Raw genomic sequence first — 14,046 nt, 5'->3', positions numbered from 1 at the left:
CCGGCGCGCCGCGGGCGATCGCCGGCTATGCCGCGCGCGTGACGTGCCGCGGCAGATGCTGCTCGATGGTGTTCGCGAGCGTGTCGAATGCCGGGCCGATGTTTTCGTGCGGGACGCACGCGTAGCCGAGCAGCAGGCCGCGCTGCGCGGTGTCGAGGTTGCTGTAGTAGCTGGTGAGCGGGCGCACGATCACGCCCGCATCGAACGCGCTCTGCGTGACCGCGCGATCGTCGCAGGCGTCGGGCAGGCCGAGCACGAGATGCAGGCCGGCCTCGTCGCCCATCACCGGCAGCGCGTCGCCGAAGCGTGCGCGGATCGCGTCGATCATCAGTTGCCGGCGCTCGCCGTACAGCGTGCGCATCCGCCTGACGTGCGAAGTCAGGTGGCCGTCCATGATGAATTCGGCGAGCACGGCCTGCTGCATCAGCTGGCCCTCGCGATACAACTCCGACAGCCCGGTGCGGAAGGTGTCGACCAGATGCTCGGGCACGACCATGTAGCCCATCCGCAGCCCCGGGAACAGCATCTTGCCGAGGCTGCCCACGTAGATCACGCGGCCGCTGTCGTCGAGCCCCTGTAGCGACGCGAGCGGGCGGCTGCCGTAGCGGAATTCGCTGTCGTAGTCGTCCTCGATGATCCAGCAGCGGTGCTGGCGCGCATATTCGAGCAGCATGCGCCGGCGGGCGAGGCTCATCACCATCCCGAGCGGATACTGGTGCGACGGCGTGACCAGCACGAGTCGCGGCGGATGCTGCATGTCGCCGGCGCGCGGGGCCAGCCCCTCCTGGTCGACCGGCACCGGCGCGAGCGTGAGGCCGGCCGCCTGCAGGACACTTCGCACCCCCCAGTAACAGGGCTCCTCGACCCACGCGGGATCGCCGATGTCGGACAGCAGCCGCACCGCGAGATCGATCGACTGGTGGATGCCCGTCGTGATGACGACCTGGTCGGGCGAGCACTTGACCGAGCGCGCGACGCGCAGGTAATCGGCGAGCGCGCGCCGCAGCGGCCGGTAACCGCCGCCCGGCGCATAGGTCAGCAGCTCGGGATTCGCCTCCTTCCACAGCCGCGCCTGCAGGCGGCTCCACGTGCGGCTCGGGAATTCCGACACGTCCGGCACGCCCGGCATGAATGCCCCCCACTGGCGCCGCGACACGCCCGCATGCTCGATCAGCCGCCGGCCGCGCATCGACAGCCCGCCCTGCGCGTCCGGCTGCGGCGGCGCATCGGCGCTCGACGGCGCCGGCGCCCCGCCCGGCGCGGGGATCGCGGCGGCGTCCGGCCGCGTGTCCGCCACGTACGTGCCGCTGCCGGTGGTCGTCAGCACGTAGCCCTCGGCGGTGAGCTGGTCGTACACGTGCAGCACGGTATTGCGCGCGATCGACAGGTCGGCCGCGAGCGTGCGCGAGCTCGGCAGTTTCGTTCCTGGCCCCAATTCCCCGGTCAGGATGGCTTGCTGCATCAGCTGCAGCAACTGGCGATACATCGGCTCGGGCGAGCCACGGTCGAGGCGGGCGGAGAGCCAGTCGGCGACGATCACGGTGTCCAAAGTGGTCCCACGCGGAATATTGAAATGGTTCCCTATTGTAGAACCGTACGCGCCGTATAGTGGCTCGCATCTTGAAAACGTATGTCGCGGAGCAAGGGGACAGCCACGATGAAGTCAGATGATGTGATCGTCAGTTTTCGCGGCGTGCGGAAGACTTACGACGGCGAGACGCTGGTCGTCAAGTCGCTCGATCTCGATATCCACCGGGGGGAATTCCTGACGCTGCTCGGGCCGTCGGGCTCGGGCAAGACGACCTGCCTGATGATGCTGGCCGGCTTCGAATTCCCGACCGGCGGGGAGATCCGCCTCGACGGCGAGCTGCTGAACAACGTGCCGCCGCACAAGCGCAACATCGGCATGGTGTTCCAGAACTACGCGCTGTTTCCGCACCTGACGGTCGAGCAGAACGTCGCGTATCCGCTGACCGTGCGCAAGCTGCCGGCCGCCGAGCGCGCGGAGCGCGTCGCGCACGCGCTGAAGATGGTGCAGATGGAGCGCTTCGCGAAGCGCTATCCGGCGCAGCTGTCGGGCGGCCAGCAGCAGCGCATCGCGCTGGCGCGCGCGCTGGTGTTCGAGCCGAAGCTCGTGCTGATGGACGAGCCGCTCGGCGCGCTCGACAAGCAGCTGCGCGAACACATGCAGTACGAACTGAAGGCGCTGCACGAAAAGCTCGGCGTGACCTTCGTGTACGTGACGCACGACCAGGGCGAGGCGCTGACGATGTCCGATCGCGTCGCGGTGTTCGACAAGGGCATCGTGCAGCAGCTCGACACCGTCGACCGCCTGTACGAATCGCCGTGCAACGAATTCGTCGCGAACTTCATCGGCGACAGCAACCGGCTGCGCGGCACCATCGCGCGCGTCGACGGCGATTTCTGCGAATTCCGGCTCGACGACGGCACCCGGCTCGTCGGCCGCCGCATCGGCGAGGCCGCCGAAGGTGCGCCGGCCGTCGCGTGCATCCGCCCCGAGCGCATGAGCCTCGCAGCGCACGGCGGGGCCGGTCCGGCCGCGAACCGGCTGAGCGGCGAGGCGCGCAGCCTCATCTATTTCGGCGATCACGTGCGCATGCGCTGCGCGCTGCCGGGCCAGGACGAATGCTTCGTGAAGGTGCCGCTCGGCACCGGCGCGCTCGACAGCTTCGCTCCCGGCGCACCGGTCGCGCTCGCGTTCGCGCCCGAACACCTGCGCGTATTCGCGTAAGCCGGCTTTCCCGATTTTCCGCAGCACGTCGTCCACAACAACTGCCCACTTCCACTACAAGAGGAGAGGAACCACCATGAACCGAGCAAGCTTTACCGCGCGTCGCACCGCGCTGGCACTGGCGCTCGCCGTCGTCGGCGCATCGGCTTCGGCCGCCGAGCTCACGGTCGTCAACTTCGGCGGCGCGAACGGCGACGCGCAGAAGGCCGCGTTCAACCAGCCGTTCGAGAAGACCACCGGCAACAAGGTCACGGCCGTCGAATACAACGGCGAGCAGGCCAAGGTGAAGGCGATGGTCGAGGCGAAGCACGTCAACTGGGACGTGGTCGAAGTCGAGTCGGGCGACCTGAACCGCGGCTGCGACGAAGGGCTGTACGAGAAGCTCGACTGGTCGAAGATCGCGAAGAAGTCCGACCTGATTCCGGAAGCGCCGCAGGTGTGCGGCGTGGGGTTCTTCGTGTGGTCGACGGCGCTGTCGTACAACGCGGACAAGCTGAAGACGGCGCCGACCGGCTGGGCGGATTTCTGGAACGTGAAGAAATTCCCGGGCAAGCGCGGGATGCGCAAGGGCGCGCGCTATAACCTCGAATTCGCGCTGATGGCCGACGGCGTCGCGCCGAAGGACGTCTACAAGGTGCTCGGCACGAAGGCCGGCCAGGACCGCGCGTTCAAGAAGCTCGACGAGCTGAAGCCGAACATCCAGTGGTGGGAGGCGGGCGCACAGCCGCCGCAGTTCCTCGTCGCCGGCGACGTCGTGATGTCGACCGCGTACAACGGCCGCATCGACGCCGCGCAGAAGGAAGGCAAGAACCTGAAGGTCGTGTGGACCGGCAGCATCTACGACCTCGACTACTGGGCGATTCCGAAGGGCACGCCGAACAAGGCGCTGGCCGAGCAGTACATCGCGTACTCGCTGACGCCGAAGCCGCAGCAGGCGTATGCGCAGCACATCGCGTACGGCCCCACGAACCTCGCGGCGATCAAGTCGCTCGACGCGAAGACGCTCTCGAACCTGCCGAACTCGCCGGCCAACGGCAAGAACGCGGTGCTGGAGGACATCGGCTTCTGGACCGACCACAGCGACGAGCTCGAACAGCGTTTCGCCGCGTGGGCGACGAAGTAAGCGCCGTTCAGGTGTCCTGATGCAACCGGCCGCGCGACGCGTCGATCGCGTCGTGCGGCCTTCCGCCGAAACCTGTCCGGCCGGAGAGAACCGTTGAATACGATGACGATCGCGCCTGCCCAGCCGTCGACCGCCGCGCTCAAGCGCGAGCTGAAGGCCGCCGAAGCCCGCAAGCGCTCGATGGCGCTGCTGCTGGTCGCGCCGCTTGCGATTTTCCTGCTGCTGATCTTCGTCGTGCCGATCGGCGCGCTGCTCACGCGCGCCGTGCAGAATCCCGAGATCGCCACCGCGTTGCCGAACACGATCGCCGCGCTGTCGGGCTGGGACCGCAAGGCGTTGCCGGCCGATGCGGCGTACGTCGCGCTCGCGGCCGACATGACGAAGGTGGCCGACAGCGAGGCGATGGGCGCGCTCGCACGGCGCCTGAACACCGAGATTCCCGGCTATCGCTCGCTCGTCGCGAAGACGGCGCGCGCGATGCCGTTCAAGGGCGACAGCGACGCGGCGCTGACGCCTGCGCAGACGCGCGCGAAATTCATCGAACTCGATGCGCGCTGGGGCGACGTCGCGTACTGGCAGTCGATCGCGAAGAACGGCAGCCAGGTGTCGCCGTTCTACCTGCTCGCCGCGCTCGATCACAAGCAGGACGGTTTCGGCCACGTCGTGCAGGCCGATCCCGACCAGTCGATCTATCTCGCGATCTTCGGCCGCACGTTCGTGATCGGCGTGGCCGTCACGCTGTTCGCGCTGCTGCTCGGCTATCCGCTCGCATACTGGATCTCGACGCTGTCGGAGCGGCGCGCGAACCTCGTGATGATTCTCGTGCTGATCCCGTTCTGGACCTCGGTGCTCGTGCGCGTCGCCGCGTGGATCGTGCTGCTGCAGAGCGAAGGGCTCGTCAACAAGGCGCTGATCGGCAGCGGGCTGATCTCGCAGCCGCTGGCGCTGCTGTTCAACCGCGTCGGCGTATACATTTCGATGACGCACATCCTGCTGCCGTTCATGATCCTGCCGCTGTACAGCGTGATGAAGTCGATCCCGCCGACCTACCAGCGCGCGGCCGTGTCGCTCGGCAGCCATCCGTTCGCGGCGTTCTGGCGCGTGTACGTGCCGCAGACCTATCCGGGCGTCGGCGCGGGCGCGCTGCTCGTGTTCATCCTCGCGATCGGCTACTACATCACGCCCGCGCTGCTCGGCGGGCCGAACGACCAGATGGTCAGCTACTACGTCGCGTACTTCACGAACGTGACGATCAACTGGGGCATGGCGTGCGCGCTCGGCGGGCTGCTGCTCGCGGCGACGCTCGTGCTGTACGCGGTATACGGGCGCTTCACGCGCACCAGCGTGAGCCTCGGCTGAACGCCGGACCCGGCAAAAACGCACGGAAACGGGAAGGAGAATCCGACCATGAAACTCGCCAGGCCGCTGTTCGCGCCGCACATGTCGTTCGTCGAGCGCGCGTGGTACGTCGCGCTGCGCGTGCTCGTCGTACTCACGCTGCTGTACCTGATCCTGCCGGTGCTCGCGATCGTGCCGCTGTCGTTCTCGTCGAGCACGTTCCTCGTCTATCCGATTCCGGGCTTCTCGCTGCGCTGGTACGAGAACCTGATCGCGTCGGACGAGTGGCGGATGGCCGCGAAGAACAGCTTCATCGTCGCGCCGTCGGCGACCGTCGTCGCGACCGTGCTCGGCACGCTGGCCGCGATCGGCCTCACGAAGGCCGATTTCCGCGGCAAGGGGGTGCTGATGGCCGTGCTGCTGTCGCCGATGATCGTGCCGGTAGTCGTGGTCGGCGTCGGCATGTACCTGTTCTTCGCGCCGCTCGGGCTCGCCAATACCTACACGGGGCTGATCGCCGCGCACGCGGCGCTCGGCGTGCCGTTCGTCGTGACGACGGTCGCCGCGACGCTGCAGGGTTTCAACCAGAACCTGGTGCGCGCGAGCCTGTCGCTCGGCGCGAATCCCGTGTCGACCTTTTTCCGCGTGACGCTGCCGGTGATCGCGCCGGGCGTGATGTCGGGCGCGCTGTTTGCGTTCGCGACGTCGTTCGACGAAGTCGTCGTCACGCTGTTTCTCGCCGGCGCGGACCAGACGACGCTGCCGCGCCAGATGTTTACGGGCATCCGCGAGAACATCAGCCCGACGATCGCTGCGCTCGCAACGATCCTGATCATTTTCTCGACGAGCCTGCTGCTTGCGCTCGAATGGCTGCGCGGGCGCAATGCGCGGCGCGCGATCACCTGACGGCGCCGGCACGCGCGGCCTGCATCGCCGTGCGCGAGGCTGGGCGCCGCCGCTTTCATTTCGCTGACTGACGAGGCGGCCGCCTGCACGTTCGATGCGGCTCTGCAACAATACGGGGGCGCGGCGGCGGCATGCGGTGCGGTTCGACCGGAATGCCGCCGCGACTCCAATCCGCGACGTGGCGTCATGCGTCGCTCGTCAGCCGAGCCTCATCTTGTCCGAATTCGCTTCCCCTGCCGGCGCGCCTGAGCCGGCCGTCAACTGGCGCGCGCTGTCCGCCGTGCTGCTGGCCGTGGCGCTCGCGACGCTCGACACCGCGATCGCGAACACCGCGCTGCCCGCGATCGCCGCCGACCTGCATGCCACGCCGGCCGCGTCGGTGTGGATCATCAATGCGTACCAGCTCGCGATGGTGGCGACCTTGCTGCCGTTCGCGTCGCTCGGCGACATCGTCGGCCACAAGCGCGTCTATATCGCCGGGCTCGCGGTGTTCACGCTGGCGTCGCTCGGCTGTTCGCTCGCCGCGACGCTGCCGATGCTGACGGCCGCGCGGATCGTGCAGGGCTTCGGCGCGAGCGCGATCATGAGCGTCAACGTCGCGCTGATCCGCGGCCTGTTTCCCGCGCACCGGCTCGGGCGCGGCGTGGGCTTCAACGCGCTCGTCGTCGGCGTGTCGTTCGCGGTGGGGCCGACGATCGCGTCGCTGATCCTGTCGGTCGCCGCATGGCCGTGGCTGTTCGCGGTGAACGTGCCGCTCGGCGTGTTCGCGCTCGCGGTGGCGATTCCGTCGCTGCCGCAGACGGCGCGCGGCAAGCATGCGTTCGATCCGGTCGCCGCGCTGTTCAACGTGATCACGTTCGCGTCGCTGATCTTCGCGCTCGGCGAATTCGCGCAGCGCGGCCCGCTGCACGTCGTGCTGGCGGCGGCGGGCGTCGCGCTCGCGTTCGGCTGGCTGCTGATCCGCCGCCAGGCCGGGCACCCGGCGCCGATGCTGCCGGTCGACCTGTTTCGCCGGCCCGTGTTCACGCTGTCCGCGCTGACGGCCGTGTGCGCGTTCGCCGCGCAGGGGCTCGCATTCGTGTCGCTGCCGTTCTATTTCGAGACCGTCCTGCATCGCGACGCGGTCGAGACGGGATTCCTGATGACGCCGTGGTCGGCGATCGTCGCGCTCGCCGCGCCGATCGCGGGGCGCTTGTCGGATCGTTATCCGCCCGGTCTGCTCGGTGCGATCGGCCTGGCGTTGCTGAGCGCGGGCATGGTGTCGCTCGCCGCGTTGCCGGGCGCGCCCGGCGTCGTCGACATCGGCTGGCGGATGATGCTGTGCGGCGCGGGCTTCGGCTTCTTCCAGTCGCCGAACCTGAAGGCGCTGATGTCGAGTGCGCCGCCCGAGCGCAGCGGCGGCGCGAGCGGGATCATCGCGACCGCGCGGCTGATCGGGCAGGCGACGGGCGCCGCGCTCGTCGCGCTGTCGTTCGGGATCGCGGGTCGCCACGGGCCGACGCTCGCGCTGATGCTCGGCGCGGGCTTTGCCGGGGCCGCGAGCGTCGCGAGCGGGTTGCGGCTCTTTGCGCCGTCGCATCGGGCCGGCGTGCCGGCCGCGCCGGAGCGCGCGGGCGAGGGCGCGGCGAAGTAGGTGGAGCAGGCGGCGCGCGCGGATGCGCGCAAGCCGGTAACCGGCGACCGTCGCGGGACGGTCGCGGCCGGCGCGCGGCGACCCTCCGCCGCGCGCCGGTTTTCACGCATCGCTCAGAACCCGCCCGACTTGATCAGCTGGTTGAGGTTCGAGATGTTCAGGCTGCCGAAGCCGGTCGTGTAATCCCAGCCGGTGCCTGCGTTGTAGCCATACCCCTGATAGCCGTTGTTCCCCGAGACGACGTCGTAACGCACGAGCGACGGGTTCGACGGAATGTCGGCGTAGAAATTGCCGGCCGGGAAGCCGAGGCCCGTGCCGTTTGCCGCGAGCAGGCGCGCCCACAAGCCGGTGAAGATCGGCGCGGCGAGGCTCGTGCCGCCGATCTGCTGCAACTGGCCGTAGTTGTAGATGTACGCCCCCGTGCTTTGCGCGGCGTCGAACGCGACGTCCGGCAACTGGCGGTTGCTGCCCGACTGCCACGACGGTGCGGGCAGGATCGTGCTGACGCCGCCGCCCGTCGCCCACAGCTTGCCGTTGCCGTCGAGCCCTTCGTTCCACACCGTTTCGCTCGAGAACGCACCGGCCGACGTGGTGTAGAGCGTCGTGCCGCCGATCGCGAGCACGTGCGGCGACGAAGCCGGCCACGACACCGTGTAGTTCGAGCCGTCCGGATAGCCGCGGTTGTTGCACTCGTACACGCCTTCGTCGCCCGACGACACCGAGAACGTCTGGCCCTGCGCGACGCCGGTCGTGAAGATCTGCTCCTCGGCGTTGAGCGTGCCGTCCGCGTTCGCGTCGGTCTCGCACCAGCCGAGCGACACGTTGATCACCTTCGCCGTGTTGTCCGACACCGCGCGGTTGAACGCCTGCGTGAGGCCCGTGTTGCCGGATGCATTCAGGTCGGCCATGTAGAACACCAGCTTGCCGACCTGGCCGCCGGCCGAGCCCACGATCGACTGGCTGTCGAGATCCCATTCGCCCTGGCCGTCCTGGTCGTCGCTGTAGCTGCCGCTCGTGCCGGCGCCATTGGTCTTGACGGTCTGCGTCGAGACCGTGCCGTAACCGTTGCTCGACGTGAACTGCTTCAGGTCGGTGAGGGTCTGCGAGACGCCGCCGATCGTGATGATGCCGACGGTGACGCCGGCCGCGGTCGGCACGCCGGTCGCGTTGTAGAGGCCCGGGAATTCCTTCGGATAGTGGCCGGTCGCCGTGCCGGCTGCGAGCGCCTGCGGCTTCGACACGTTGCCGATGCGCAGCAGCGGCCGTGCGCGTGCGACGTTCTGCAGCCCGAGCACCGAGCCGACGACGTCGCCGAGCGCGCGCGGCACCTGGGCGGTCGACGCGTTCGCGAAGCCCGAGCGGCCCGCGTAATCGAAGTGCACGAGCGACGTGTTGAAGGCCGCCTTCACCGTGCCGGCCGTGCCGCGTGCGGACACGAGCAGCCGGTTCGGCGCGACCTCGATGTCGACGAAGCCGCTCTTGCGCAGATAGTCGACGACCGACTTGACCTGTGCTTCGGTCGGCGCGTAGTTCGCCAGGAACTGCTCGTGCGTGAGGAACCGGCGATAGTGTGCGTTGCCGGGGCGATTCACGTCGCGTGCGAGCTGCTTGAGCTGCGCGGCGTTGCGCAGGTTCAGGCTGACGACGACGTTGGTGGTTTCACCGGCCGCGAGTTCGAGCGACGGTGCCGCGCTGCGCGCCATCAACTGCGGGCCGGTCAGAAAGGCCTTCGTGTGAGTATCGACCCAATCCGTTGTCGCATGCGCCGCCGCGGCGGCGAACACGAGCGGTGCCACACACGCGAGGCGGCGGGGCGACGGAAGGGGAAGGGCAAACCAGGTGTTCCTTTTCATCGGGAGTCCTTTTTAGGAGAAGCGACGCTACTGGAACCCCCGGCCCTTGTGGGGCCGCGAGCGGAGACGAGCGTAGGGCGTCGGTGCCGTTCGGGTAGCTGCCATTTTCCATAGCTGTCAGTTCTGACATCGGCGCACGCGCACGCACGCGTTGCGTCGCATGCGCAAGCGACCGCGGCCGCGCGCGTGGAACCGGTCCGGGGTACGCCGGCGCGGCAAGGCGTGACGTTCGCGCGCACGAGTCGCTCGTCGCCGCATCGGAACGTGCGCGATCGCGGAGCGGGGCGCCGCGCGGATGCATCGCGCGTGTCCGGCAGGCTGCGGCGTGCTGCGTCGCACTATGTGGTCAAACGAAGCGGCGCGGCCGAAACGGATTCGCACGTGCACAAAAACGGGGCCGGTCGGGAGCCGGCGTTTCCCGAACTGTGGAACGGCGCATCGGGCAGTCTTGCAGACGCCTTTCGGATTGCGCGCCGCGATGTCCGATTAGAGGGAATACTCGAATTCGAAGGCGGGCATACGCCGATGCGATTGGGCGCGCGCCCGCCGTGCAGGATCGCGCGATGCGGCTCGCCCGGGCCTCGTAGCGGGGAGCCCGCGCAGGCGCGAGCGGCGATGCCGGAGACGGGGTGTGCGGCGCTTGCGTGAGCCCGCGATCCGATGCCTCGCTCGGCGCATTCATTTGCGTGACGTGTTCAGCGACGGCCATGCGCGATCGCTGCGCGCGGCGCCTGACCGCCATCGCCCGGCATGCCGGCAGCGGCGGCTTGGCGAAGCCAGGGGCGGAAGCGAGCGCGAACGCCGTTCCCGGAGCCGTCGCCGGGCCGTGGCGGGCCTACTGGTTCGTCGACGACGGCCGCTCGAGGACGATTTCCCAGGCCGCCTTGGGCTGGCGATATTTGTCGGTCATGACGTGCTCGAGCGCGAGCGTATTCCAGCCGTCGGCAAACAGCCGGCGCACCGCGTTTTCGTCGAAGAACCGTTTCGGCTGCCCGTCCACCAGAAAATAGCCGGGCTCGATTTCCTCGTGTCCCTCTGCACCGAAGTTGCTGTCCAGCGTGGAATTCAGTCGGCAAAGCAGCACGCCGCCCGGGCGTATCGCCGACCTGACTCGATCCACGATCGACACGGTTTCGTCCCAGGAGAAGTAGTGAAGCGACAGGCTCGCCAACGCCACGCCTACGTCCGTCGCGTCGTCGGGCAGCGGATCGCGAATGTCGCGTCGTGCGATCTTCGCGGAAGGCACCCTGATTTTCGTCGCCGCCACTGCCGCGAGGGAGAGATCGAAGCCGATCACGTGCAGGCCGGCGCTGGCCAGGGTCGCGGTGTCGTCGCCGTAGCCGCAGCCGATCTCGAGCACGGGCCGGTCGGCGGCGCGTGCGTTGATCAAGGGTAACCATCGGTCCAGCCAGGGATCGGGAAACATGCGTACGTATTCCGGAGTAGGTTGTTTGAACGATTTCGGTTGCGGGCCCGACGTCGCGTCGAAGCCGGTGAAGCGGATTTCGAGCATACCCGATGTGCGTGTGAAATACGGGTCAGTTGGCCGCCTGCGGCAAAATGCTCGGAGCGGCCGACGTCGTCGGCATCCGGCCGGACGCGAACCCGCTATCGCGCGGCCCGGAATGCCGCGACGAAAAAAAAGCCCGACACGAGGTCGGGCATCCAAATCGGCCGCAACCGCCGCGAGGCGGCTGCGGCACCTGCAAAAGCAGGCCGCTTACGCTGCGAGCAGCGAGCGCAGCACGAACGGCAGGATACCGCCGTGCTTGTAGTAGTCGACCTCGATCGGCGTGTCGATGCGCAGCAGCACCTGCACGCGCTGCGTGTCGCCGTTCTTGCGGTTGATCACCAGCGTGACGTCCTGCTGCGGCTTGAAATCGTCGCCGAGGCCTTCGATGTCGAACGTCTCGTCGCCGGTGATGCCGAGCGACTGGACGCTGTCCGCGCCCTTGAACTGCAGCGGCAGCACGCCCATGCCGACCAGGTTCGAGCGGTGGATGCGCTCGAAGCTGCGTGCGATCACGGCCTTCACGCCGAGCAGCTGCGTGCCCTTCGCGGCCCAGTCGCGCGACGAGCCCGTGCCGTACTCTTCGCCCGCGAACACGACGGTCGGCGTATCGGCGGCGACGTACTGCATGGCCGCGTCGTAGATCGACTGCTGTTCGCCGCTCGGCTGGTGAATCGTCAGGCCGCCTTCGACGCGCGTGCCGTCCGCCTTCACCGGGATCATCAGGTTCTTGATCCGGACGTTCGCGAACGTGCCGCGCATCATCACGTCATGGTTGCCGCGGCGCGAGCCGTAGCTGTTGAAGTCGGCTTTCTGCACGCCGTTTTCCTTCAGCCACTTGCCGGCCGGCGAGTCTTCCTTGATCGAGCCTGCCGGGCTGATGTGGTCGGTCGTGACGGAGTCGCCGAAGATGCCCAGCGCGCGGGCGCCCTTGACCGTCGGGATCGACGCGGCCGGCTCCATCGAGAAGTCGCTGCCGAAGAACGGCGGCTCCGCGATGTAGGTCGACTTCGGCCAGTCGTAGACCTGGCCCGATTCGCCCTCGATCTTGCTCCAGAGGTCGCCCTTCTTGGTCAGGTGCGCATAGTTCTTCTCGAACTTTTCCGGATCGAGCGCGAACTTGAGCAGCGCGTGGATTTCCTCGCTCGACGGCCAGATGTCGCCGAGGTAGATGTCGTGGCCGCCCTTGCCCTTGCCGACCGGTTCGGTCATCAGGTCGCGCGTGATGTTGCCGGCGATCGCGTACGCGACGACCAGCGGCGGCGACGCGAGGAAGTTCGCGCGGATGTTCGGGTGAATGCGCGCTTCGAAGTTACGGTTGCCCGACAGCACGGCCGCCGCGACGATGTCGTTCTTCGTGATCGCGTCGTTCAGTTCCGGCGTCAGGTCGCCCGCGTTGCCGATACAGGTCGTGCAGCCGTAGGCGGCGACTTCGAAGCCGAGCTTCGACAGGTAGGGCAGCAGGCCCGTCTTCGTCAGGTACTCGGTGACGATGCGCGATCCCGGCGCGAGCGAGGTCTTGATCTTCGGGTCGACCGTGAGGCCGGCCTCGACCGCCTTCTTCGCGAGCAGGCCGGCTGCCAGCAGCACGCTCGGGTTCGACGTGTTGGTGCACGACGTGATCGCGGCGATCAGCACGTCGCCGTTCTTCACGTTGACGCCGTTGCTCGTCGTGTACTGCGTGTCCAGGTCTTCCGCCTTCTTCGCGAAGCCGTTCTCCGCGACCGGCTTCGAGAACAGGTCGGTGAACGTCGACTTGACGTGGCCGATCTCGATGCGGTCCTGCGGACGCTTCGGGCCCGCCAGCGACGGCGCGACCGTCGCGAGATCCAGCGTCACCGTCTTCGTGTAGTCGATCTCGCCGGCCTTCGGAATGCCGAACAGCTTCTGCGCCTTGAAGTAGTTCTCGAACGCGGCGATTTCCGCCTTCGTGCGGCCCGTGCCTTCGAAGTAGTCGATCGTTTTTTCGTCGACCGGGAAGAAGCCCATCGTCGCGCCGTATTCCGGCGCCATGTTGCCGATCGTTGCGCGGTCCGGCAGCGACAGCGACTTCGTGCCTTCGCCGAAGAACTCGACGAACTTGCCGACGACCTTCTCCTTGCGCAGCATTTCGGTGATCGTCAGCACCAGGTCGGTGGCCGTCACGCCTTCGCGCAGCTTGCCCTTCAGTTCGACGCCGACGACGTCCGGCGTCAGGAAGTACACCGGCTGGCCGAGCATGCCGGCTTCCGCCTCGATGCCGCCCACGCCCCAGCCGACCACGCCGATGCCGTTGATCATCGTCGTATGGCTGTCGGTGCCGACGAGGGTGTCCGGGTAGTACACGGTGTCGCCGCCGTCCGCCTTCTTGTGGACGCCGCGCGCGAGGTATTCGAGGTTCACCTGGTGGACGATGCCGACGCCCGGCGGCACGACCTTGAACGTGTCGAACGCCTGCATGCCCCACTTCATGAACTGGTAGCGCTCGTTGTTGCGCTGGAATTCCAGCTTCATGTTCAGGTCGAGCGCGTCTTTCTGGCGGAAGTAGTCGATCTGGACCGAGTGATCGACGACGAGATCGACCGGGACCAGCGGTTCGATCTTCTTCGGGTTCTTGCCCGTGCGCTCCGCGACGCCGCGCATGGCCGCGATGTCGGCGAGCAGCGGCACGCCCGTGAAGTCCTGCAGCACGACGCGCGACACCACGAACGGAATCTCGTCGACGCGCTTCGCGGCCGGCTTCCAGTTCGCGAGCTGCTCGATGTGCTCTTCGGTGATTTTCTTGCCGTCGTAGTTGCGCAGCACGGACTCGAGCACGATGCGGATCGACACCGGCAGGCGTTCGATCTTCGTCTTCAGCTCCTTGCCGAGTTGCGGCAGCGAGTAGAACTTGCCTTTGCCGGAACCGCTGTCGAATTCCTTGAGGGTCTTGTGGAGATTGTGGGCCATGGT

9 protein-coding genes are annotated in these 14,046 nt (G+C 67.7%); 5 read left to right on the top strand and 4 right to left on the bottom strand.

The window, feature by feature from the left end:
• Window positions 1-25 precede the first annotated feature (25 nt).
• Window positions 26-1,549 (bottom strand): MocR-like pyridoxine biosynthesis transcription factor PdxR, encoded by a 1,524-nt coding sequence (pdxR, locus tag GQ57_RS23365; protein WP_034199141.1) that lies wholly within the window; start codon window positions 1,547-1,549, stop codon window positions 26-28.
• Between the two features lie 108 nt (window positions 1,550-1,657).
• On the opposite strand from pdxR, the gene GQ57_RS23360 reads away from it, so the two are divergent.
• The 5 genes from GQ57_RS23360 to GQ57_RS23340 all read left to right on the top strand — a co-directional run bounded on the left by GQ57_RS23360 (window position 1,658) and on the right by GQ57_RS23340 (window position 7,752).
• A complete protein-coding gene (locus GQ57_RS23360) occupies window positions 1,658-2,752 on the top strand; it encodes an ABC transporter ATP-binding protein (RefSeq protein WP_034199140.1) in 1,095 nt (364 codons plus the stop codon).
• 76 nt (window positions 2,753-2,828) lie between these two features.
• Window positions 2,829-3,875 carry an ABC transporter substrate-binding protein gene (locus GQ57_RS23355; protein WP_031400654.1) on the top strand — a complete coding sequence of 349 codons (1,047 nt, stop codon included), beginning with the start codon at window positions 2,829-2,831 and terminating at the stop codon, window positions 3,873-3,875.
• A gap of 102 nt (window positions 3,876-3,977) precedes the next feature.
• Window positions 3,978-5,234, top strand: a complete 1,257-nt coding sequence (locus tag GQ57_RS23350) for an ABC transporter permease (RefSeq protein ID WP_034199175.1) — start codon at window positions 3,978-3,980, stop codon at window positions 5,232-5,234.
• A gap of 48 nt (window positions 5,235-5,282) precedes the next feature.
• The gene (locus tag GQ57_RS23345) at window positions 5,283-6,119 is read left to right on the top strand and encodes an ABC transporter permease (protein ID WP_031400656.1); all 837 of its coding nucleotides are present in this window, start codon (window positions 5,283-5,285) and stop codon (window positions 6,117-6,119) included.
• Window positions 6,120-6,333: 214 nt separating this feature from the next.
• Complete coding sequence (locus GQ57_RS23340) at window positions 6,334-7,752, top strand: MFS transporter (protein ID WP_031400657.1); 1,419 nt, start codon at window positions 6,334-6,336, stop codon at window positions 7,750-7,752.
• A gap of 113 nt (window positions 7,753-7,865) precedes the next feature.
• On the opposite strand, the gene GQ57_RS23335 is transcribed toward GQ57_RS23340, so the two are convergent.
• The 3 genes from GQ57_RS23335 to acnA form a co-directional block, all read right to left on the bottom strand.
• The gene (locus tag GQ57_RS23335) at window positions 7,866-9,605 is read right to left on the bottom strand and encodes a S53 family peptidase (protein ID WP_034199139.1); all 1,740 of its coding nucleotides are present in this window, start codon (window positions 9,603-9,605) and stop codon (window positions 7,866-7,868) included.
• Window positions 9,606-10,440: 835 nt separating this feature from the next.
• Window positions 10,441-11,118 (bottom strand): class I SAM-dependent methyltransferase, encoded by a 678-nt coding sequence (locus tag GQ57_RS23330; protein WP_235212728.1) that lies wholly within the window; start codon window positions 11,116-11,118, stop codon window positions 10,441-10,443.
• Between the two features lie 207 nt (window positions 11,119-11,325).
• Complete coding sequence (gene acnA, locus GQ57_RS23325; RefSeq protein ID WP_034199138.1) at window positions 11,326-14,043, bottom strand: aconitate hydratase AcnA; 2,718 nt, start codon at window positions 14,041-14,043, stop codon at window positions 11,326-11,328.
• Window positions 14,044-14,046: the final 3 nt, after the last annotated feature.

This window comes from Burkholderia sp. MSh2 (assembly GCF_000731655.1).
GTDB lineage: Bacteria > Pseudomonadota > Gammaproteobacteria > Burkholderiales > Burkholderiaceae > Burkholderia > Burkholderia paludis.
The sequence above is the reverse complement of the archived record's forward strand: the minus strand, read 5'-3'. Positions and strand labels throughout refer to the sequence as shown.